The sequence below is a fragment of the Pseudoduganella rhizocola genome, assembly GCF_045984285.3.
Lineage (GTDB): Bacteria > Pseudomonadota > Gammaproteobacteria > Burkholderiales > Burkholderiaceae_D > Rugamonas.
The window spans coordinates 553,024-574,697 of the sequence record NZ_JBJQIK030000001.1 but is presented as its reverse complement, the minus strand read 5'-3'; the positions used below and the strand labels follow the sequence as shown (position 1 = coordinate 574,697).

Annotated in this window: 24 protein-coding genes and 1 tRNA gene; 11 read left to right on the top strand and 14 right to left on the bottom strand. The window is 62.2% G+C overall.

Features of this window, described 5'->3' with window-relative positions; genetic code table 11:
- Positions 1-68: 68 nt before the first annotated feature.
- The gene (locus ACJRPG_RS02680; protein WP_407998495.1) at positions 69-1,070 is read left to right on the top strand and encodes a MerR family transcriptional regulator; all 1,002 of its coding nucleotides are present in this window, start codon (positions 69-71) and stop codon (positions 1,068-1,070) included.
- Here the strand turns inward: ACJRPG_RS02680 and ACJRPG_RS02675 are convergent, their stop codons facing one another.
- Both ACJRPG_RS02675 and ACJRPG_RS02670 read right to left on the bottom strand, forming a co-directional pair.
- Positions 1,071-1,634 (bottom strand): hypothetical protein, encoded by a 564-nt coding sequence (locus tag ACJRPG_RS02675; protein ID WP_407998494.1) that lies wholly within the window; start codon positions 1,632-1,634, stop codon positions 1,071-1,073. It lies immediately after the preceding gene.
- 106 nt (positions 1,635-1,740) lie between these two features.
- Positions 1,741-1,817: transfer RNA gene (locus ACJRPG_RS02670), tRNA-Met, on the bottom strand.
- A 154-nt stretch (positions 1,818-1,971) separates the two neighbouring features.
- Between ACJRPG_RS02670 and ACJRPG_RS02665 the strand changes: the two genes are divergently transcribed.
- From ACJRPG_RS02665 to ACJRPG_RS02640, 6 genes are all read left to right on the top strand, one after another.
- Complete coding sequence (locus ACJRPG_RS02665; protein ID WP_407998493.1) at positions 1,972-2,550, top strand: NUDIX hydrolase; 579 nt, start codon at positions 1,972-1,974, stop codon at positions 2,548-2,550.
- Positions 2,547-3,281, top strand: coding sequence for a leucyl/phenylalanyl-tRNA--protein transferase (aat, locus tag ACJRPG_RS02660; RefSeq protein ID WP_407998492.1), 735 nt, complete (start codon positions 2,547-2,549; stop codon positions 3,279-3,281). The genes ACJRPG_RS02665 and aat overlap by 4 nt, the downstream gene beginning before the upstream one ends.
- Before the next feature lie 70 nt (positions 3,282-3,351).
- Positions 3,352-4,080 carry an arginyltransferase gene (locus ACJRPG_RS02655; RefSeq protein WP_407998491.1) on the top strand — a complete coding sequence of 243 codons (729 nt, stop codon included), beginning with the start codon at positions 3,352-3,354 and terminating at the stop codon, positions 4,078-4,080.
- A gap of 30 nt (positions 4,081-4,110) precedes the next feature.
- Positions 4,111-5,151 (top strand): quinone-dependent dihydroorotate dehydrogenase, encoded by a 1,041-nt coding sequence (locus tag ACJRPG_RS02650; RefSeq protein WP_407998490.1) that lies wholly within the window; start codon positions 4,111-4,113, stop codon positions 5,149-5,151.
- Between the two features lies 1 nt (position 5,152).
- Positions 5,153-6,199 (top strand): aldo/keto reductase, encoded by a 1,047-nt coding sequence (locus ACJRPG_RS02645; protein WP_407998489.1) that lies wholly within the window; start codon positions 5,153-5,155, stop codon positions 6,197-6,199.
- A gap of 156 nt (positions 6,200-6,355) precedes the next feature.
- Positions 6,356-8,725 carry a TonB-dependent receptor plug domain-containing protein gene (locus ACJRPG_RS02640; protein WP_407998488.1) on the top strand — a complete coding sequence of 790 codons (2,370 nt, stop codon included), beginning with the start codon at positions 6,356-6,358 and terminating at the stop codon, positions 8,723-8,725.
- 39 nt (positions 8,726-8,764) lie between these two features.
- On the opposite strand, the gene ACJRPG_RS02635 is transcribed toward ACJRPG_RS02640, so the two are convergent.
- The 5 genes from ACJRPG_RS02635 to cysT are packed head-to-tail and all read right to left on the bottom strand — an operon-like array spanning position 8,765 to position 13,190.
- Positions 8,765-9,460 (bottom strand): methyltransferase family protein, encoded by a 696-nt coding sequence (locus ACJRPG_RS02635; protein ID WP_407998487.1) that lies wholly within the window; start codon positions 9,458-9,460, stop codon positions 8,765-8,767.
- A 51-nt stretch (positions 9,461-9,511) separates the two neighbouring features.
- A complete protein-coding gene (locus tag ACJRPG_RS02630; protein WP_407998486.1) occupies positions 9,512-10,444 on the bottom strand; it encodes a CysB family HTH-type transcriptional regulator in 933 nt (310 codons plus the stop codon).
- Positions 10,441-11,508 (bottom strand): sulfate/molybdate ABC transporter ATP-binding protein, encoded by a 1,068-nt coding sequence (locus tag ACJRPG_RS02625; protein ID WP_407998485.1) that lies wholly within the window; start codon positions 11,506-11,508, stop codon positions 10,441-10,443. Before ACJRPG_RS02625 ends, ACJRPG_RS02630 begins: the two co-directional genes overlap by 4 nt.
- A 1-nt stretch (position 11,509) precedes the next feature.
- Complete coding sequence (gene cysW, locus ACJRPG_RS02620) at positions 11,510-12,382, bottom strand: sulfate ABC transporter permease subunit CysW (protein ID WP_407998484.1); 873 nt, start codon at positions 12,380-12,382, stop codon at positions 11,510-11,512.
- A 1-nt stretch (position 12,383) separates the two neighbouring features.
- Complete coding sequence (cysT, locus tag ACJRPG_RS02615; RefSeq protein WP_407998667.1) at positions 12,384-13,190, bottom strand: sulfate ABC transporter permease subunit CysT; 807 nt, start codon at positions 13,188-13,190, stop codon at positions 12,384-12,386.
- 215 nt (positions 13,191-13,405) lie between these two features.
- On the opposite strand from cysT, the gene ACJRPG_RS02610 reads away from it, so the two are divergent.
- Entirely contained in the window at positions 13,406-13,750 is a 345-nt protein-coding gene (locus ACJRPG_RS02610; protein ID WP_407998483.1) for a hypothetical protein, read from the top strand.
- A 4-nt stretch (positions 13,751-13,754) separates the two neighbouring features.
- On the opposite strand, the gene ACJRPG_RS02605 is transcribed toward ACJRPG_RS02610, so the two are convergent.
- The 4 genes from ACJRPG_RS02605 to ACJRPG_RS02590 all read right to left on the bottom strand — a co-directional run bounded on the left by ACJRPG_RS02605 (position 13,755) and on the right by ACJRPG_RS02590 (position 16,467).
- The gene (locus ACJRPG_RS02605; RefSeq protein WP_407998482.1) at positions 13,755-14,393 is read right to left on the bottom strand and encodes a peroxiredoxin; all 639 of its coding nucleotides are present in this window, start codon (positions 14,391-14,393) and stop codon (positions 13,755-13,757) included.
- A gap of 18 nt (positions 14,394-14,411) precedes the next feature.
- On the bottom strand, positions 14,412-14,972 hold the full coding sequence (locus ACJRPG_RS02600) for an RBBP9/YdeN family alpha/beta hydrolase (protein WP_407998481.1): 561 nt from the start codon (positions 14,970-14,972) through the stop codon (positions 14,412-14,414).
- 18 nt (positions 14,973-14,990) lie between these two features.
- On the bottom strand, positions 14,991-15,983 hold the full coding sequence (locus ACJRPG_RS02595) for a sulfate ABC transporter substrate-binding protein (RefSeq protein ID WP_407998480.1): 993 nt from the start codon (positions 15,981-15,983) through the stop codon (positions 14,991-14,993).
- A gap of 97 nt (positions 15,984-16,080) precedes the next feature.
- Entirely contained in the window at positions 16,081-16,467 is a 387-nt protein-coding gene (locus ACJRPG_RS02590) for a diacylglycerol kinase (protein ID WP_407998479.1), read from the bottom strand.
- 124 nt (positions 16,468-16,591) lie between these two features.
- Here ACJRPG_RS02590 and ACJRPG_RS02585 point away from each other — a divergent pair, with 124 nt between their 5' ends.
- Complete coding sequence (locus ACJRPG_RS02585; protein ID WP_407998666.1) at positions 16,592-17,374, top strand: IclR family transcriptional regulator; 783 nt, start codon at positions 16,592-16,594, stop codon at positions 17,372-17,374.
- Here ACJRPG_RS02585 and ACJRPG_RS02580 read toward each other — a convergent pair.
- The 3 genes from ACJRPG_RS02580 to ACJRPG_RS02570 form a co-directional block, all read right to left on the bottom strand.
- Complete coding sequence (locus tag ACJRPG_RS02580) at positions 17,353-18,414, bottom strand: serine hydrolase (protein WP_407998478.1); 1,062 nt, start codon at positions 18,412-18,414, stop codon at positions 17,353-17,355. The genes ACJRPG_RS02585 and ACJRPG_RS02580 overlap by 22 nt on opposite strands.
- Positions 18,415-18,565: 151 nt before the next feature.
- Positions 18,566-19,261 (bottom strand): nitroreductase, encoded by a 696-nt coding sequence (locus tag ACJRPG_RS02575; RefSeq protein ID WP_407998477.1) that lies wholly within the window; start codon positions 19,259-19,261, stop codon positions 18,566-18,568.
- A 16-nt stretch (positions 19,262-19,277) separates the two neighbouring features.
- Positions 19,278-20,165 (bottom strand): DMT family transporter, encoded by an 888-nt coding sequence (locus tag ACJRPG_RS02570; protein WP_407998476.1) that lies wholly within the window; start codon positions 20,163-20,165, stop codon positions 19,278-19,280.
- 222 nt (positions 20,166-20,387) lie between these two features.
- Between ACJRPG_RS02570 and phaP the strand changes: the two genes are divergently transcribed.
- Entirely contained in the window at positions 20,388-20,942 is a 555-nt protein-coding gene (phaP, locus tag ACJRPG_RS02565) for a TIGR01841 family phasin (RefSeq protein WP_407998475.1), read from the top strand.
- Between the two features lie 107 nt (positions 20,943-21,049).
- A complete protein-coding gene (locus tag ACJRPG_RS02560; RefSeq protein ID WP_407998474.1) occupies positions 21,050-21,673 on the top strand; it encodes a helix-turn-helix transcriptional regulator in 624 nt (207 codons plus the stop codon).
- Position 21,674: the final 1 nt, after the last annotated feature.

Sequence of the window (21,674 nt, the reverse complement as noted above, 5' to 3'; positions counted from 1 at the left end):
TCGCTATTGACCCTCACGCAACGTCAGGCTCCAAGCTGGCGTCACGCATGAAGAACAGGAGCTGATCGATGCTGAAAGTTGGTGAACTGGCGCAAAAGGCGGGCCTCACGGTCCGCACCCTCCACCATTACGACAGCATCGGCCTGCTCCGGCCTTCAGCGCGCTCCGACGCCGGTTATCGCCTGTACGACCATCAGGATGTCGTCCGCCTGCATCAGATCCAGGCGCTGCGCCGTTTCGGCATGGCGCTGACCGAAATCGGAGCTTTCCTGGCCAATCCCGAGGCCTCGCCCTTGTCCATCGTGGGCCAGCAGATTGCAGCGATCGACCGGCAGATTGAAGAAGCCGGCCGCATGCGCGCGCAGCTGCAGCGCCTGCGTGGGCAGCTCTCCAAAGGCGAGGAACCGGAGCTGGCCGTGTGGCTAACGACCTTGGAGCAGATGACTATGTATGAGAAGTATTTTTCGAAGGAAGAACTCGACCAGCTGCCGCTGTATCAGAACCCGGAAGCGGAATTTGACTGGAAACTGCTGGTGATGCAGGTAAGGCAGGCGATGGAATCCGGCCTCGCCCCCAGCGACGCGCACGAGCTGGGCCTGCGCTGGATGGAACTGCTCGACCGCGACACCGGCGGCAGTGCCGACCTGTTGCGCCGCCTCGACCGCATGCATGTCAACGAGCCTTCCGTCCAGAAGGAAACCGGCATCAGCCTCGATATGCGGTCCTATGTAATGCGCACCATCAACGAGGTGAAACTCCGCCTGTATGCCAAATATCTGCTGCCGGACGAGCTGGCCCAGATGCGCAAGCATCTGGAGACGCGCGGCCAGGAATGGCCTGGCCTGATCGAGCAGATCAAAACGCAGATGCGCGCCGATCCTTCGCCCAATAACCCGGCGGCGCGTGCGCTGTCGGCCAAGTGGATGGCCCTGTTCCATGACATGGTCGGCTCAAGGCCGGAAACCATCCAGCGCTTCAGGATTGCCACTGAAAGCGAGCCTATCCTGCGCATCGGCCGGGCCATGAACGATGAGATGATCGCTTTCCTGCGTGCGGCGGACGGGCGCTGATCAAAAGCGGACCGGGCAGGAGGAGATAGTTGGCTGCCCGTAGCTTGCGGCCCCCGAATCCCCTTTCGTCTTGTCCGGATAAAAAACGCAGTACTCGCCGAAAGCCGTGGTGATCTTGTAGATCTTGCGCGGATCGTTGGGGGCGCTGAACAGTTCCATGCGCGCCCCCTCATACCATTTCGGCTTCACGCCATCGCGCGCCGCCTGCATTCCCCGTTCCAGCCTGCGCTGGAACGAGTCCGGCAGGGCGCCGGTCTTCTCGCCTGCAGACAGCTCCTTCCCTACCTCGCCCGCCATCCGAACCAGGTCCGCTGTACCGATTGGCGGCGCACCAGATGGTTCGGCCTCGGGCACCGGCGCAGCAACGGCTTCTGCCGGCGCGCGGCGAATCGGCTGCTGCTCAGGCTGGGACTTCGGCTGCGGCATGGGCGCGGGCGAAACGACAGGAGCCACGCCAGAGCGCACGGCCGGCAAGGGCGGCGGTAGCCTGACCCATACCGGCTGCGAACGCACCACCAGCGGAGAAACGGGAATGGTGGCCTGCATACCGCGTAGCGTGATCACAAGCAGCAAGATATGCAGCCCGGCCGCAGCGGCCAGCCCGATCGGGCGCCTCAAGACGAAAAAAAACCGCCCCGGCGGATGCCTGAGACGGTTCTCTCTGAAATTCTGGTTGCGGGGACAGGATTTGAACCTGTGACCTTCGGGTTATGAGCCCGACGAGCTGCCAGACTGCTCCACCCCGCGTCTGATGCAAGTATTATAGGCCCTTTGAGAGATTTAGGCAATCTTAATCCCGGCATTCTGGACGATAGGCCGAATTTATTTTGCCAGCAGTGTCCACCGTCTGCGCGGCAGGCGGTGTAAAGTAAAGCACTAGACAAGTTTTGATCCTTTTTCCATGAAATTCTGCTCAGAATGCGCCCACCCGGTCGAACTGGCCGTGCCTGCCGGCGATAACCGCCCGCGCTATGTGTGCGTCAACTGCTCGACCATCCACTACCAGAATCCCAAGATGGTGATCGGCTCCATTCCGGTCTGGGAGCGTGACGGCGAGCTGAAGATCCTGCTGTGCAAGCGCGCCATCGAGCCCCGTTACGGCTTCTGGACCCTGCCGGCCGGCTTCATGGAAAACAATGAAACCACCGCCGATGCCGCCGCCCGCGAAACGCAGGAAGAAGCCGGGGCCAATATCGACCTTGGCAAACTGTTCACCTTGCTTAACGTTTCACACGTACACCAGGTGCACATGTTCTATCTCGCCACGCTGCGCGACCTCGATTTTGCGCCAGGCGAGGAAAGCCTCGATGTAAAAATGTTCACGGAAGCCGAGATCCCATGGGATGAGCTGGCCTTCCCCACCATCCGCAAAACGCTGGAGCTGTTCTTCGCCGACCGCAAAAAGGTGCGCGAAGGCGCCGGCTATGGCTTCCACGAGCACGACATCACCCGTCCCATGCGTCCGATCACCGATTCATGATCCCCTGGCTCGACGCCCACACGCCTTTTCCCGACGTTTCCGAAGCGCTGACCACCGAGGCGCCCGGCCTGCTGGCGGCTGGCGCCGACCTCTCGCCGCAGCGCCTGCTGGCCGCCTACCAGCGCGGCATCTTTCCCTGGTTTTCGGAAGGCCAGCCTATCCTGTGGTGGAGCACCGACCCGCGCATGGTGCTGATGACGGAGAACTTCCGCGTCTCGGACAGCCTTAAAAAGACCCTGAAAAAAGTCGAAAGGAGCAGCCGCACCGACGGCCGCTGGCAGGTGCGCTTCGACAGCGCCTTCGAGCAGGTGATGCGCGCCTGCGCTGCCCCGCGCAAGGACGGCCCGGGCACCTGGATCTCCGAGGACATCGTGCGCGGCTACACCGGCCTGCACAAGCTGGGCTTCGCCCATTCCTCGGAAGTGTGGCTGGACGGCGAACTGGTGGGCGGCGCCTACGGCGTCTCCATCGGCCGGATGTTCTATGGCGAATCCATGTTCGCCCGCGTCACGGACGCCTCCAAGGTGGCCCTGGCCTGGCTGGTGCACTTCCTCAGGCTGCACGGCGTAACGATGATCGATTGTCAACAGGAGACCGGGCACCTGGCCTCGCTGGGCGCCTCGCCGATTCCGCGCAGCGACTTCCTGGCCCACCTGGAGCAGGCCATCGACAAGCCGCGCATCCGCGACTGGACGCCGATTCCCCCGTTTGTGGCAAGCTCTGAGCGATAGCTAACACAGAAGGTGGCTGGAAAGCGCTATGATATGACCATGCTTCGCCAACTCCTCACGGACTGATTGCATGACGCAGCTGAACGATCTGCCCTTTGCGACACTGCAGTTCTACACGACTGCCCCCTACCCTTGCAGCTATCTGGATGCACGGCAGGCACGCTCGCAGGTCGCCACCCCTTCGCACCTCATCAACGCCGACGTCTATTCCGAGCTGGTCAAGAACGGCTTCCGCCGCAGCGGCATCTTCACCTACCGCCCCTATTGCGACGGCTGCCAGGCCTGCATCCCGGTGCGGGTGGTGGCCACCGGGTTCCAGCCGAACCGCGGCCAGCGCCGCGCCTGGGCGAAACACAGCCAGCTCACCACCGGCGTCGCCACGCTGTCCTTCTCCGACGAACACTACGCCCTCTACCTGCGCTACCAGAGCACGCGTCACGCCGGCGGCGGCATGGACCAGGACAGCCGCGACCAGTACGCGCAGTTCCTGCTGCAAAGCCGCGTCAACACGCGGCTGGTGGAATTCCGCGAGCCGGACGGCACGCTGCGCATGGTCAGCATCATCGACATGCTGAGCGACGGCCTGTCCTCGGTGTATACCTTCTTCGATCCGGACGTGCCGGGCGCCTCCTTCGGCACCTACAACATCATGTGGCAGATCGCCCAGGCACGCGAACTGGGGCTGCCCTTCGTCTACCTCGGCTACTGGATCGAAGACAGCCAGAAGATGAACTACAAGATCAACTTCCAGCCGCTGGAAGCCCGCCGCAAAGGCGTCTGGAGCGTGATGGCAAGGTAAAATGGCGGCAATTCATTTGCAGATTGCCCCATGTCCGACAAATTCCTGTACTCCCTCGCGCGTCCCCTGCTGTTCTCGATGGACGCCGAAAGCGCGCACCACTTCACCCTCCCTGCCCTGAAACGCCTGTCCGCGCTGGGCCTTACGCACGCCTTCGTGCGCCAGCCCAAACCGGACCCGCGCACCGTCATGGGCCTGCTGTTCAAGAACCCTGTCGGCCTCGCGGCGGGCCTGGACAAGGACGGCGCCTTCATCGACGCGCTGGCCGACCTTGGATTCGGCTCCATCGAAGTGGGCACGGTAACACCGCGCGCGCAGCCGGGAAATCCCAAGCCGCGCATGTTCCGCCTGCCGGCGGCGCACGCCATCATCAACCGCATGGGCTTCAATAACGGTGGCGTGGACGCCTTCGTGGCCAATGTGCAGTCCTCGCGCTTCTACCAGGGCAAGGAAGGTGTGCTGGGCCTGAACATCGGCAAGAATGCCGACACGCCGATCGAGCGCGCGGCGGACGACTACCTGCATTGCCTGGAAAAAGTCTATCCGTATGCTAGCTACGTCACGGTCAATATCTCCTCGCCCAACACCAAGAACCTGCGCCAGCTGCAGGGCGGCTCGGAGCTGGACGGCCTGCTCGCGCAACTCAAGGACGCGCAGCAGCGCCTCGCCGACCGGCACCAGCGCTATGTGCCGCTGGCCCTGAAAATCGCGCCGGACATGGACGGCGACCAGGTGAAAAACATCGGCGACGCGCTGCTGCGCCACAAGATCGACGGCGTGATCGCCACCAATACGACGCTGAGCCGCACGGCGGTGGAAGGCATGCAGCATGGCGCGGAAGCAGGCGGCCTGTCCGGCGCGCCGGTATTCGAGCTGTCCAACAATGTCATTCGCCTGCTGAAAGCGGAACTGGGCGATGCGCTGCCGATCATCGGCGTGGGCGGCATCATGAAGGGGGCGGATGCGAAAGCGAAAATCGCAGCGGGCGCGCAGCTGGTGCAGCTGTACAGCGGCCTGATTTACGCCGGCCCTGCGCTGGTGCGCGACTGCGCGGACGCGCTGCGGGGCTGATATGGACAAGGTCAAACTCGGACGCACCGACCTCGAAGTCACGAAGATCTGCCTCGGCACAATGACCTTCGGCCAGCAGAACACCGAAGCCGAAGCGCACAGCCAGCTCGATCTCGCACTCGAACGTGGCATCAACTTCATCGACACGGCGGAGATGTATCCCGTGCCTCCGCGCGCGGAAACGCAAGGTTCCACCGAACGCTTCATCGGCAGCTGGCTGAAGAAAACCGGCCGCCGTGCGGATGTGGTGCTGGCGACCAAAGCGGCCGGCCCCAATCCCGGCCTGGGCTGGGTGCGCAGCGGCCGGCAAAACTTCGATGAGAAAAACCTGCGCGCGGCGGTGGACGCGAGCCTGAAGCGCCTGCAGACCGACTACATCGACCTGTACCAGCTGCACTGGCCCAGCCGCAACGTGCCGATCTTCGGCGCCAGCGTGTTCCAGCCGGAGAAGGAGCGGCCTTCGGTTGCGGTGGAAGAAACGCTGGCCGCGCTGGGCAAGCTGGTGGACGAAGGCAAGATCCGCCACATCGGCGTATCGAACGAATCCAGCTGGGGCGTGATGGAATTCACCAGGCAGTCGGAGATGAAAGGCCTGCCGCGCATCGCCACCATCCAGAACCTGTACAACCTGAGCGCGCGCCATTTCGAAACCAGCCTGCTGGACGAAACCTGCTACCGCGAAGAAGTAAGCCTGCTGGCATATAGCCCGCTTGCTTTCGGCCAGCTCACGGCCAAGTATCACGACGACCGCAACGCGCACGGCCGGCTCACCATCTTCCCGCCGACCTGGAGCCCACGCTACCTGCGTCCCGGCGTGTGGAAGGTGGTGGCGCAGTATGCCCAACTGGCGCGCGCCAACGGCCTCACGCCAACCCAGCTCGCGCTGGCGTGGTGCTACTCGCGCTGGTTCGTCGGCTCCACCATCATCGGCGCCACCACGCTCGACCAGTTGAACGCCAACATCGACGCCTACACGGTGAAGCTCAAGCCCGAACTGGTCGACGCCATCAACGCCATCCACGCCGAAACACCCAACCCCGGCCAATAAACACAGCCGAGTTCGCGACACCCTGGGGCCAGGCCCCTCCTGTCGCGAACTCAGCCGTATATGCTCGACGCGTATAAGCAAAGCTGAAACGGATCGTTCGCAAGCGCGCGGCCGGCCGCTAACATGGCGGCTCATTTAACAACATAAAGTGTTTACATGAGCACCCGCCATCGCCACCCGAATTCCGGCCGCGCACTGCTGGCCCTGTCCCTGATCAGCACCATCACCGTTCCCGCCTTTGCCCAACAGGCGCAGGCGCCCGAAGCCGAACTGCAGACTGTCGTCGTTACCGGCACCTACGCAAAGAACCGCCGCACCGCCGATTCCGAATCGCCGATCGACATCATCGGCGCCAAGGAACTGCAAAGCACCGGCTCCACCGAACTGGCCACCGTGCTGGCGCGCTTGCTGCCATCGATGAATTTCCCGCGCCCGTCCGGCACCGATGCCAGCGACGCGGTGCGTCCCGCCACGCTGCGCGGCCTGTCGCCAGACCAGACCCTGGTGCTGGTGAACGGCAAGCGCCGCCATACCACCGCCGTCGTCAACGTGAACGGCACCGTGGGCCGCGGTTCCTCGCCGGTCGATATCAATGCCATTCCGCTGTCGGCCATCGATCACATCGAAGTGCTGCGCGACGGGGCCTCGGCCCAGTATGGCTCGGATGCCATTGCGGGTGTGGTCAACATCATCCTGAAGAAGGGACCGAAAGGCGGCGACGTCGAAGTGGGCTACGGCGAATACAGCGAAGGCGACGGCAAGCAGGTCACGCTGAAGGCCTCCGGCGGTTTCGCGCTGGGCGACAAGGGCTGGCTGCGCATCGCCGCCGAAGCGGCCGACCGCGATCCAACCAACCGCGCCGGGGCAGACACCCGCAATGCGGCTGACCCGCTGTACGGCAAGGTGACCCAGCGTTACGGCGATTCGGAAACCAAACCGCGCAACATCTTCTTCAACACGCAGTACCAGGTGGGCGAGAACACCGACTTCTACGCCTTCGGCCAGTACGGCGAGCGCGATACAGAAGCTGCCGCCACCTGGCGTACCTTCGGCCGTTCGCCATTGTTCCCGAACGGCTTCCTGCCGCTGCAGAACAGCACGAGCACCGACCAGTCCTTCGTGATCGGCCTGCGCGGCGACATCGGCGGCTGGCGCTGGGATACCAGCTTCGACTACGGCAGCAACCGATTCTGGCTGGATATCGATAACACCGCCAACCTCACGCTGCTCGACAAGAGCCCAACCCACTTCCACCTGGGCCAGCTGAAGAACACGCAGAAGGTCTTCAACTTCGACCTGGCGCGCGAGCTTCCTGTCGCAGGCCTGGCCGGCCCGCTGACCGTGGCAACCGGTATCGAAGCGCGCCGCGAAAGCTACGAGATCGACGCGGGCGACGAAGCATCGTATGTGGGCACTGGCTCGCAGGGCTTCAGCGGCTTCCGTCCTGTCAATGCCGGCAAGAACAGCCGCCACAACGAATCCGCCTACGTCAACCTGGAAGCGCAGCTGACGCAAAAGCTGTCCGGCGCCATCGCGGCACGCTATGAGCACTACAGCGATTTCGGCAGCACCACCTCGGCCAAGGCCTCGGCGCGCTACGCCTTCAACGACGCGGTCTCGCTGCGCGGTACGGCATCGAGCGGCTTCCGCGCGCCTTCGCTGGCGCAGCAGTTCTACACCATCACCACCACCAACTTCGCGGTGGTGAACGGTGTGAACACGCCCATCGAAACCGGCACCTTCGCCACCAACAGCGCCGCAGCCAGGGCGCTCGGCGCGCAGCAGCTGAAGGCGGAAAAAGCACGCAATCTGAGCGTCGGCCTGCAGCTGCAGCCGAACCGCAACTTCAACACCACGGTGGACGTCTACCGCATTACGGTGGATGACCGTATCGCGCTGTCCGCCAACATGACGCTGCCGGACGCGCTGAAGAATGCGCTGGCCTCCCAGGGCATAGTGGTCGGCGCCGGCCGCTACTTCACCAACGCCATCGATACCAAAACCACCGGTGTCGATATCGTCAGCACCTATCGCCTCGACCTGAACGCGGCCGGGCGCTTCGATTTCACCGCAGCGTATAACCACAACAAGACGACGGTGGAGAAGATTGCGGAGAATCCAGCGCTGCTGACTGCGAACAAGCTGCTGCTGATCGACCGCCAGACCACGCTGCGCAATACCGTGGGCACGCCGAAGGACAAGTTCAGCCTCGGCGCGGACTACACGGCGGGCATCTGGAGCTTGCGCGGCCTGGCCACGCAGTATGGCGAATTCACCGTCCCGCAGAACAACGCGGCGCTGGACCAGGAATTCGGCAAGCAGTGGGTGCTGGATGTATCGGGCAGCGTCAGGCTGGGCAAGAACTGGCGCGTTACCGCCGGCATCGACAACCTGACCGACAGCTATCCGGACAAGACGACGACGCTGGGTAACCTGAACACCAACGGCATCTACCCTTACAGTAACTTCTCGCCGGCAGGCTTCAACGGCCGCTACTACTACGCCAAGCTGAATTACAGCTGGTGATAATCGGGGAGATAATTGGGGACAGGCCCTATTTATTTTTTAAGGGTCTGTCCTCATTTTTTTGCGGCGCCATGGCAGCAACGCGGGCACCGCATCGCGATACTTCCTGTAGTCCTCCCCAAGCGCCCGTTCCAGGTCGCGCTCTTCCAGTCCCAAAGTGGCAGCAATGCTGTAGACGCTTAACACTGCGGCCATCAAGGCATGGCCAGCGCTCATATGCGGTGTCGCCCATAGCGCCAGTATCAGGCCCGTCTGGATGGGATGCCGCACGAAACGGTATGGACCTTTCAGCGCGAACGGTGGCTCCTGCCGGCGCAGGCCGAAGAAGTGCAAGGCATCGATGCTGTACACGGCCCAGGCGACCAGCAGGTTGGCCAGTAAGAACAGGCCGTACCACGCCACCGGCCATGGCGCATCCATGTGCCACAACACTTGCGGCATGGGCGTCCACCAGACAATAAGCATCCATAACTGCAGCGCACTGACCAGGATATATACGGGACGGTCCAGTGACGGCTGTTTGCCATACAGCGCGCGCTTGAATGCCGGCCGCGCCATGAGACTGTGCACGACACCGAAAGCGGCGAGCAGAACAAGGTTGGTGGCCAGCCCGCCGTCAAACGGTGGGGCGCCAGTGTCGATGCTCTTTGGGAGCCAGTTCTGGATGAAGGCCGCGAAAGCCGCCATTGCAAGCAGCGACGCCGCACAGCAGGCGGCGGCGAATAGTCTGTGCATCTGTCCTCCGGCACATAATTTAATAATTGGGGTCTGTCCCCAATTAAGCAATTATGCAGCTTCGGGGCCGAGGAGTGCGGTTTCGATGTCGCGGCGCTTGAGGTCGGGGGCAAATTGCTGGATGAATTCGTAGGCGTAGGAGCGCAGGTAGGCGCCGCGGCGCACTGCCAGACGCGTGGTGTTCACGGCGAACAGGTGCGAGGCTTCGATCGCGCGCAGCCCCTTGTCGCGCCCGTGGTCGAACGCCATCGAGGCAACCAGGCCAACGCCGAGGCCGAGCGCCACGTATTGCTTGATGACGTCCGAATCCATCGCGGTCAACACGATGTCCGGCCGCACATTGGCCTTGGCGAACGCCGCGTCGATGTGGCCACGGCCGGTAAAGCCGACGTCATAGGTGATCAGCGGGAATTCGGCCAGGTCTTCCAGCTTCACGGGATTGCGCGCCAGCAGCGGGTGCCCGTCCGGCACCACGATCAGGTGGCTCCAGCGGTAGCATGGGAAGGAAACGAGGTCGGGGAACTGCGACAGGCCTTCGGTCGCAATACCGATATCCGCCTTGCCGGACAAGACCCATTCCGCTATGTGCTCCGGTGCGCTCTGCTGGAGTGCGATGCGCACGTCCGGGAAGGCGCTGCGGAAGGCCTGCACGGCGCGCGGCAGCGCATAGCGCGCCTGCGTGTGCGTCGCTGCGATGGTGAGCGTGCCACTGCTCTGCCCCTTGTATTCGAGGCTGGCCTGCTGCAGGTTCTCGGCCTCCACCAGCAGGCGGTCGATAATCTTCAGGATGCCCTTGCCCGGCTCCGTCAGCCCCGTCAGGCGCTTGCCGTTGCGTTCAAAGATCACCACGCCCAGCTCGTCTTCCAGCTCCCGGATCTGGCGGCTCACGCCGGGCTGCGACGTGAACAGCGCATTCGCCACCTCGGTCAGGTTGTAGTTTCGGCGCGCGGCCTCACGGATGGAACGCAGCTGCTGGAAGTTCATATGGCGGCTCCTTCGTCCACGAACACACGTACACGCTTGGGACGGACCACCAGCGTCTCGCCTTCTTTCAGGTCGAGGTGGCGGAAGCGGTCGTTCGAGATCGTGGCTTCGATCAGCTCCGCATTGTCGGCGCGTTCAAGGTCAAGCTGGGCCAGCGGGCCGATGGCGTGCGCACGGCGCAGCTTCACCACAATGCCTTCCGCCCCGGCCGCATAGCGGTCGATTTCCAGGTCGTGCGGGCGCACATAGGCGATGCCCTTGCCTTCCGCCGTCGCTTCCGGCACATCGAGTTCGATGCCGTCAGTGGCCAGCACGCCGCCGTGCACCCGGCCATGGAATACGTTCACATTGCCGAGGAAGCCATAGACGAACGGCGAAGCCGGATGGTTATACACTTCATCCGGCGCGCCCAGCTGCTCGACGCGGCCCTTGTTCATCAGCACCACCTGGTCCGCCACTTCCAGCGCCTCTTCCTGGTCGTGCGTCACGAAGATGGAGGTCACGTGCAGGTCGTCGTGCAGGCGGCGCAGCCAGCGGCGCAGTTCCTTGCGCACCTTTGCGTCCAGCGCGCCGAACGGTTCATCCAGCAGCAGCACGCGCGGCTCAACGGCCAGCGCGCGCGCCAGCGCGATACGCTGGCGCTGGCCGCCGGACAGCTGCGGTGGATAGCGGTCGGCCAGCCAGTCCAGCTGCACCAGCTCCAGCAGGTCCTTCACCTTGCGGCGGATCTGGTCTTCCGACGGGCGCTCCGAACGTGGTTTCACGCGCAGGCCGAAGGCCACGTTCTCGAACACGGTCATGTGCTTGAACAGCGCATAGTGCTGGAACACGAAGCCCACCTGGCGTTCGCGTACGTGGCGGTCGGACGCGTCCTGCCCGTCCAGCAGCACCTGGCCCGAGTCCGGGTGCTCCAGGCCGGCGATGCAGCGCAGCAGCGTGGTCTTGCCGCAGCCAGAGGGGCCGAGCAGCGCGGTCAGTTCGCCCTGGGGGAAGTCCAGCGAAACGTCGTTGAGGGCGACGAAGTCGCCGAAACGCTTGTTGATGTTCTTGACTGCGATCGTCATATCAGTGCTCCGTTGCGTCGTCGGCGTAGTTCTCGTGCAGACGCCATTCGATAAAGGTTTTCAGGGCCAGCGTGACCAGGGCGAGCAGCGCCAGCAGCGAGGCCACGGCGAAGGCGGCCACGAAGTTGTATTCGTTGTAGAGGATCTCGACCTGCAGCGGCATGGTGTTCGTCTCGCCGCGGATATGGCCGGATACCACCGACACCGCGCCGAACTCGCCCATCGCGCGGGCATTACACAGGATCACGCCATACAGCAGGCCCCATTTGATGTTCGGCAGCGTCACCCTGAAGAAGGTCTGGAAGCCGGAGGCGCCCAGCACCACCGCCGCTTCTTCTTCCTCACTGCCCTGCGCCTGCATCAATGGAATCAGCTCGCGCGCCACGAAGGGGAAGGTGATGAAGATGGTCGCGATCACGATGCCGGGCACCGCGAACAGGATCTTGATGTCGTGCGCCGCCAGCCATTCGCCAAACCAGCCCTGGGCGCCGAACAGCAGCACATAGATCAGGCCCGAAATCACGGGCGACACGGAGAACGGCAGGTCGATCAGCGTGAGCAGCACGCTCTTGCCACGGAATTCGAATTTCGCCACCGCCCACGATGCGGCGACGCCGAACACGAGATTCAGCGGCACTGCAATCGCCGCCGTAATCAGCGTGAGCTTGATGGCCGCAATCGCATCCTCATCGAGGATGGCTTCAACATATACCTCCCAGCCCTTGCGCAGCGCTTCGGTGAACACGGCTACCAGCGGCACGAACAGGAACAGGGTCAGGAAGGCCAGTGCAACGCCGATGAGCGCATAGCGCACCCATGCCGGCTCCAGCACTTCAGAAACGGATGGCAGTTCGCCACGATGTGGAGTTGCCATCTTATTTCCCCGACTTTCCGCGGGCCCAGGCCTGCAACAGGTTAATCGTCAACAGCATGATGAAGGAGGCAATCAGCATCACCACCGCAATGGCGGTGGCGCCTGCATAGTCGTACTGTTCGAGTTTCGTGATGATGAACAGGGGCGTAATCTCGGACACCATCGGCATGTTCCCGGCGATGAAAATCACCGAGCCGTATTCGCCGGTGGCGCGCGCGAAGGCCAGCGCGAAGCCGGTCATCAGCGACGGCAGGATGGTGGGGAACACCACGCGCGCGAAGGTCTGCAGCGGCGAGGCGCCAAGGCTGGCCGCCGCTTCTTCCAGTTCGCGCTCGGCGTCCTGCAGCACAGGCTGCACGGTACGCACCACGAAAGGCAGGCCGATGAAGGTCAGGGCCAGCACCACGCCCACCGGCGTGAAGGCAACCTTGAGCCCGAACACGCCTTCGACGTAGCGGCCGATCCAGCCGTTCGAGGAATACAGGGCGGTCAGGGTAATGCCGGCAACGGCGGTCGGCAGCGCGAACGGCAGGTCCACCAGCGCGTCGATGATGCGCTTGCCGGGGAAGCGGTAGCGCACCAGCACCCAGGCCACGATGCCGCCGAAAACCACATTGATGGCCGCACCGATCAGCGAAGCGCCGAAGGTCAGCTTATAGGAAGCCACCACGCGTTCCGACGTCACCGCTGCCCAGAAAGCCTCCCAGGTCATGGTGAAGGTCTTCAGGAACACGGCAGACAGCGGAATCAGGACGATCAGCGTCAGGTAGAACAGCGTGAAGCCCAGCGACAGCTTGAAGCCCGGCATTACGCGGTAAGGCGCGCTGCGCGGCTTCACGGCTACCGGCGTGGCCGCCGGTATAGCGACTGCTGACATATACACTCCCTCTTATTACATTTTCGACTAATAGGGGCGAATAATCGCAGACAGCCGTTATATCTCAAACTAACCTTTTGTCATTTGCTTATATAAGGTCTACCATGGTCCTCAGGCAGTCCAAACGACCATAACGGAGACATACCATGAATAGTGCTTTGCTGCTGACTGACCGCCTGTGCGACCTGACTGAAATGGCCCTGCAGGCTTATACCAAATTCGAGAAAGCGACGGTTTTCGCGGCCACCAAGGCCATTCACGAAGAATTCCGGCAAGCCGCCCTGCCCTCGCACGCGACGGAAAAGCTCGACGGCATCTGTCACGCCATCCTCGCTGCGGTGGAATATGAACCGCCCGCAGGCCGCACCAATCCCCAATGCATCGTCAAGGCCCGCACCGAGATCAGCGCCCTGCGCGAGCTGCTGCGCAGCCAGGAGGCCTGGATGCAAAAAGAGCGCCTCGATGGGCGCTCTCCGGTGACGCTGCAGTAAATTCTTATTTGTTAGGCTGCGGCGTAATGCGCAGGTAGGGGCGCGGCGCCGTAAAGCCTTTCGGATACTTCTGCTTGATGACCTCAGGATCCTGCACGGTCAGCGGGATAATCACGTCATCGCCGTCCTTCCAGTTGCCCGGCGTGGCCACGCTGTGCTTGTCGGTCAGCTGCAGGGCGTCGATCACGCGCAGCACTTCGTCGAAGTTGCGGCCGGTGCTCATCGGGTAGGTGATGATCAGGCGCACCTTCTTGTTCGGGTCGATGACAAACAGCGAACGCACGGTGGCGGTGGCGCTGGCCTCGGGGTGGATCATGTCGTACAGGCCGGCCACTTTCTTGTCCGAGTCCGCAACGATGGGGAAGCCCACCACGGTCTTCTGCGTGTCTTCGATATCCTTGATCCACTCGCGGTGCGCGTCCGCCGGGTCCACCGACAGCGCGATCGCTTTCACATTGCGCTTGTCGAATTCCGGTTTCAGCTTGGCGGTCAGGCCCAGCTCCGTGGTGCAGACCGGCGTGAAGTCGGCCGGGTGCGAGAACAGCACCACCCAGGAATCGCCGGCCCATTCATGGAACTTGATCTTGCCAATGGAGGAGTCCTGCTCGAAATCAGGGGCGGTGTCGCCGAGGCGTAAAGTCATGGAAATCTCTCCAGGTAGTTAAAGTGACAAGGGACTGCCATTGTGCGCTGTTTCTGCCAGCAATTGCAACTGCTGCTGGCCGAAGATCCAGTCGCCCAGTCCCGATTCGGAATTGATATGTCCTGCCGCGCCGATGTCGATGAAACGGCTGCCCCAGCGTTCGGCCCACATGCGGGCTTTATCGATATGCATCCAGGGGTCGGTGGTGCTGCCGATGACGATGGACGGGCATGGCAGCGGCTCTTTCGGCAACTGGTCCGCCAGGCCGAACTTGTCGGGATCGGGCAGCGCCACCAGCAGCAGGCCTTCGATGCCCAGCGGGTCGCGCACCGTGCTCACCACCGAAGCCAGGCAGCCGAAGCTGTGCGCCGCTATCAGCGTGGGCCGGCGGTCCACGGAACGCGCCGCGTCCACGCGGCGGCTCCAGGCCTGCAGGTCCGGCGTTTCCCAGTCGTCCTGGTTGACGCGCTCGAAGGAGGGATACAGGCGCTGCCACCGGCTCTGCCAGTGCTCGGCACCGCTGTTGGACAGGCCGGGCGCCACGAGGACCCGGAAGTTCGATAGCAGCGATGCCGTCATGCCCTCTCCTTTGCTGGATTACTTGGTCTGGTAAATCTGGTCGAACACGCCGCCATCGGCGAAGTGTGTTTTCTGCGCTTTGGTCCAGTCGCCCGCCACATCGGCCAGCGTGAACAGCTTCACTGCCGGGAATTGCGAAGCGTATTTCTTCGCTTCCTTCTCCACGGTTGGGCGGTAGTAGTTTTTGGCGATGATTTCCTGCGCTGCATCAGTGTAGAGGAAATTCAGGTAAGCCTCAGCTACTTTTCGGGTGCCGCGCTTGTCCACGACCTTGTCCACGATGGCCACCGGCGGCTCGGCCAGGATGCTGACGGACGGCGCCACGATTTCCACCTTGTCCGGGCCCAGTTCCTTGATCGCCAGCAGGGCTTCGTTTTCCCAGGCCAGCAGCACATCGCCGATGCCGCGCTCCACGAAGGTGGTGGTGGCGCCGCGCGCGCCCGAATCCAGCACCGGCACGTTCTTGTACAGCTTCTTCAGGTATTCGCGCGCCGTGGCGTCGCTGCCGCCCGGCTGGCGCAGGGCGTAGCCGTAGGCGGCCAGGTGGTTCCAGCGCGCGCCGCCCGAGGTTTTCGGGTTCGGCGTGATGACGGCGATGCCGGGCTTTACCAGGTCGCCCCAGTCCTTGATGCCCTTGGGGTTGCCCTTGCGGACCAGGAATACGATGGTCGAGCTGTACGGCGTGGAGTTATGGCCGAGGCGCTTCTGCCAGTCCTTGTTAAGCAGGCCCTTCTCGGCGATGGCGTCGATATCGTAAGCCAGCGCCAGCGTCACCACATCGGCTTCCAGGCCGTCGATCACGGCGCGGCCCTGCTTGCCGGAGCCGCCGTGCGACTGCTTGATCTTCACGTTGTCGCCGGTCCTGGCTTTCCAGTCCCTGGCGAAGGCGGCATTCACATCCTGGTACAGCTCACGGGTCGGGTCGTAGGACACGTTGAGCAGGTTGATATCGGCCGCCTGTGCGGTCAGCGAAAAGAAGGCAGCGAGTGCGAGCAGTTTTTTGGACAGCATGTGATTCCCCTGTTATTTGGAAATCGCAGAATAGAGCTGTCCTTTATAAAAGAGAACGAAGCAATTCGCAGTTTTATATACCGCGAACTTATATAGTTCAGTAAAAGCGCGTGAACAGCACCACGGCCCAGGTCGCACCCGCCAGCAGGCAGGCCAGCATGACCGCGGCCGAACCGAAGTCCTTGGCGTTCTTGGACAAGGGATGGCGCTCCAGCGAAATGCGGTCCACCACCGCTTCGATCGCGGAATTGATGAGCTCCACGATTAGCACCAGCACCAGCACGCCGATCAGCAGCAGCTTCTGGTAGGCCGACACCGGCAGCAGCAGCGCCACCACGCAGCCCGGCACGAACAGCATCAGCTCCTGGCGGAAAGCGTGTTCATTGCGCCAGGCCGCCTTGAAACCGTCGATCGAATAGAAGAAGGCCGAGAAGATGCGCTTGAGGCCGCTTTTGCTCTTGAATTCGCTGACAGGCTGTTCCATGGAGATCCAGTTTTGATTCGGTGCACCAATTATAGCCCCGCTGGCAATTGTCTCCGTGATTTCCACTTTTTTTCACATCATGGTATAAATGACGGCACGAATACTGCACCGCACCAACCACATCATGAAAAGCGAAATTATCCCGGAACAAAAGACCACCATTCAGGTGATTGAGCGCATGGTGGCGCTGCTGGATGCGCTTGCCAAGTACCCGGACCCGGTCAGCCTCAAGGAATTGTCCAAAGTATCGGGCCTGCATCCTTCCACGGCGCACCGCATCCTGAACGATATGGTGCTGACCCGTTTTGTCGACCGCATCGAGCCGGGCACTTACCGCCTCGGCATGCGCCTGCTGGAACTGGGCAATGTGGTGAAGAGCCGCCTCTCCGTGCGCGAAGCGGCGCTGGACTTCATGCGTTCGCTGCACAAGAAAACCCAGCAGACCATCAACCTCTCGGTGCGCCAGGGCGACGAAATCGTCTACATCGACCGCGCCTTCTCCGAGCGCTCCGGCATGCAGGTGGTGCGCGCCATCGGCGGCCGCGGTCCCCTGCACCTGACCTCGACCGGCAAGCTGTTCCTGTCGGTGGATGAGCCAAAAGCCATCCGCGCCTACGCCACGCGCACCGGCCTGGCGGGCCACAACAAGAATTCGATTACTGACCTCGGCAAGCTGGAACGCGAGCTGAGCCTGGTGCGCGCACGCGGCTACGCGCGCGACAATGAGGAGCTGGAACTGGGTGTGCGCTGCATGGCCGCAGGCATTCGGGACGATTCGGGGAAACTGGTGGCAGGCCTGTCGATCTCGGCGCCGGCCGACCGCCTGCAGGAAGAGTGGCTGGAAGACCTGGTCACTACCGCCAACCAGATCTCGGCCACCCTCGGTTACATGCCGGCTGCGGACTGATCGCCGAAGCCGGCAGGCTTCAGTGCGGTCAGCCACTTCTTCATGCGGATGGCGTCGCCCACGCGCGCCGCCGTGCCCTTCGCATCCAGCAGCACCATGATGACGGCGCGGCCTTCGATCACGGCCTGCATCATCACGCAGCGGCCTGCCTCGTTGATAAAGCCGGTCTTCTGCAGGCCGATTTCCCAGCCCGACTTCGGCGACACCAGGCCGTTCGTGGTGCCGAACTGCACCGGACGGCCATTGCGCTCGATGATCGCTTTCGGATCGGTGGAGAATTCACGCAGGATAGGATGTTCATATGCCGCCTGCGCCAGCTTGGCCAGGTCGCGCGCGCTCGCCACGTTCATCTTGGAGAGACCGCTGGAATCGACATAGTGGGTGTCGTTCATGCCCAGCTCCTGCGCCTTGGCGTTCATGGCCTGCACAAAGGCCGGCAGCCCGCCCGGATAGTTGCGGCCCAGCGCGGACGCGGCGCGGTTCTCGGAGCTCATCAGCGCAATATGCAGCATATTGCGGCGGGTGAGCCGGTCGCCCACGTTCAGGCGCGAGCTGGAGAATTTTTCGCGATCGACGTCCTCGTCGGTCACGGTCAGCATTTCTTCCATGTCCTGGTTGGCTTCCACCACCACCAGGCCGGTCATCATCTTGGTAATCGAAGCGATGGGCAGCGCCACGTTGGCGTTCTTCTCGAACAGCACTTCGGAATTGGCCTGGTCCACCACCAGCGCCACATTGGATTTCAGGTCGAGGGGATCGCGCGTGAGGTTCAGGCCGGCCAGGTCGCCCATGGTGGGACGGGCGGCGGCCGCCATCATGCCCACATTCGTCACCTTCTGGTAAACGACCTTGCGCTTGCCCTTCACGGTGATCACGCGCTTCACGATGCGCTCGCGTGGAATCACGCTCTCCTGCGCAATACGGCGCGCGCCGGCCTTCTTGACGCTAGCTTTCTTTGCGGTGGCTTTCGCCTGCACGTCAGCAACCGGAGTCGCGACGAACATCACGGAAATCATGGCACTCAGAACTAGTTTCAACATGGCTATTTCCCCGGACTGACAAATGAAAGCGCCGTTGCAGTGTAGCAAAACACGGGGCTCCCGCAAATGAATTTAACCTTTTTTGCCCGTTTGATTACATACGTGCAAGACAGAATATTCACTCATGACGCAGCAGCGCAACGAATCCTTGTCACTCCATAAATTTAACAAAATTAGCAAGCGGCTCGCGTTCACTGATCAATGAATTCTCGATTTTTGATGTATCCGCAACACCGAGCGCCATGCCGCACACCACCATCTCGTTGTCCGGCAGCTTCAGTTCCTCGGCGATCAGGCGGTGGAACTGCGTAAAGGCGGCCTGCGGACAGGTATCCAGCCCGCGTCCGCGCGCCGCCACCATGATGTTCTGCAAAAACATGCCATAGTCCAGCCAGGAGCCCTGCTCCATGATGCGGTCGATGGTGAAAATCATGCCCACGGGGGCATCGAAGAAAGTGAAGTTGCGCGCGTGCTGGGCGGCCATGCCGGCCTTGTTGTCGCGCGTCAGGCCAAGCAGCGCATACAAATCCCAGCCCACTTTGCGGCGGCGGTCGATATAGGGCGACTTCCACTCGCGGGGGTAGTAAGCGTATTCCTCGGTGTGCTGGCTGTTCTGCTCAGGATCTTTATATGTGGCCACAATGCGCGCGCACAAGCGTTCCTTCGCCGCACCGCTAAGCACATAGGCTTTCCAGGGCTGGGTATTGGTGCCGGAAGGCGCCCGGGCCGCCACCTGCAGGATCGCTTCCACATCCTCGCGCGCCACCGGCGTGGGCAGGAAAGCGCGGATGGAACGGCGCGAAGTGATGGCGGCATCCACAGCCTGCTGTTCGGAGCTGGAAATCATGCTGATAATCCCCTGTCTACTTTGCCTTCTTTACAACGAATACTACACCGATTACCGCGAGCACCATGCCCGCAATACCGAGCCAATTGAACGCTTCATCAAACATTAGCCATGCCATGACCGCCGTCGTGGGCGGCGTCAGGTAAAGCAGGCTGGTAACTTGCGTGGCGCCGCTGCGGCGAATCAGCTTGAACAGCAGGAAGATGGCGCCGATCGACAGGGCAAACACGGCCCACAGCAGCGCACCGATAAAGCGCGGCGTCCATTGCACGGCGTCCAGCGAGAAATTCAGGCCTTCCAGCCAGATGGCGAACGGCAGCACCACCACCGAAGACGCGGCAAACTGGATCACGGTGCCGGTGCGCAGGTCGAAATGGGGGCAATAGTGTTTCTGGTACAGGGTGCCCGCCGTGATCGCCAGCAGCGCGCCCACGCACAGGGCGATGGCTTGCCAGCTCAGGCCCACCAGGCTGATCTTCGCGTACACCACCAGCGCCACGCCGGCGATGCCGAACATCAGGCCCAGCCACTGGACGGGGCGCACCCGCTCGCCGATCAGCGGCGCGGCAAAGGCGGTCAGGATCGGCTGCATGCCCACGATCAGGGCGGACAGGCCGGCAGGCATGCCGAGCTTGATGGCGCACCACACGCCGCTCAGGTAGGCGGCCTGCACCAGGACGCCGGCCACGGCGATATGCCCCACCTTGCCGCTGGGCCACGGCGCGCGCAGCAGCACCACGGCCGGCGCCAGTATCAGCAGCACGCCGAGGAAGCGCAGCAGCAGGAAGGTAAGCGGCGGCGCATAAGGCAGCCCGAACTTCGCCACAATGAACCCCGTACTCCACAGGAATACAAAGAACAGGGGGATCGGGGACAGGAAAGTGGCGTGTGGCTTATCGGACATCTGTCGAGTCTAACACGGCAGCATTTTGCCGGCTGGCGAGCACTTTTTTCTCATAGGAAATCTTTTTCTTTCAATGACTTAAGCATTTTTGGTGCGATGCACAAAAACTGCTTGACATCGGGATTCAGTTCCGTAAAATAGGCCATGTTGCGTTGCACAATACCTTGTATCCCATTGGAACAGCTGGATTTACAACGACTAATCCCATTTTTGGAGAGTTATATGTTTTCGATTCCTGAACAATTTTCGAATGCGACCAAGGCAAATTTTGAAAGCCAGTTCGCACTGTTTTCCTCGCTGACCAACAAGGCCTTTGAAGGCGTTGAGAAGTTCGTGGACCTGAACCTGACCGCCGCCAAAGCGTCGCTGGAAGAAACCTCCTCCACCGCCAAGCAGCTGCTGTCCGCCAAGGACCCACAGGAATTCTTCGCACTGAGCGCAGCGCAAGTGCAGCCTGCCGCTGAAAAGTCGATCGCTTACGGCCGCCACCTGGCTTCGATCGCTACCGGCACCACCGCAGAATTCAGCAAAGCCGCCGAAGCCCAGATCACCGAGACCAACCGTAAAGTGATCTCCCTGGTGGACGAAGTGAGCAAGAACGCCCCGGCCGGCACCGAAAACGCCGTGGCCCTGTTCAAATCGGCCCTGGGCAGCGCCAACGCCGGCTACGAGCAGTTCAGCAAGACCGCCAAGCAGGCTGCCGAAACCCTGGAAGCCAATGTGAACGCCGCCGTGAACCAGTTCACCTCGGCTGTGAAAGCTGCACCAGCAAAGTAATCTCCTCGATATCCGCGCGATCAGCGGACATCCTCGCCCCGGACTCATCCGGGGCTTTTTTTGGCCCGCATGTTTACAGTTTTTCCAAAACGAGATAATCTATCCAGATGCATACGCCTGAACAGAAGCATCTGCTGGAACAGCTGAAACATATTGCCGCCGGGCTCGGGCAAACGCTCGCGCCCTTCGGCGAGGTGGTGCTGCACGACCTGAGCGATCCGGAACATGCGGTGCTCGCGATCTACAACAATCTTTCGGGCCGTGCGCCTGGCGATCCGGCTACCGAGCTGGGGCTGGCGCGCATTGCCGATCCGGAATACGCACAGGTGGTGGCGAACTACCCCAACCGCTTCCCTGACGGCAGGCAGGCGAAGAGCACATCCATCGGCATCAAGGACAGCGAAGGCAACTACATCGCCGCGCTGTGCATGAACCTCGACCTTTCGCTATTCCAGGGCCTGCAAAGCATGCTGGGACAGTTCAGCCGCGTGGATGCCGCCGCCGCCATCAGCGAAACGCTGGAACCCGCGGGCTCCGATGCCGTACGCGCCTACATCGACAAATTCGCCGCGCGCCACGCCACCACGCCACGCGCGCTGGGCGCGGACCAGCGCCGCGCGCTGATGCGCGAACTGAAAGACGCCGGCCTCACCGACATGCGCCGCGCCATGGAAACCGTGGCCGCCCATCTCGGCGTATCGCGCGCCACCGTCTACAACTACGCAAAATAAG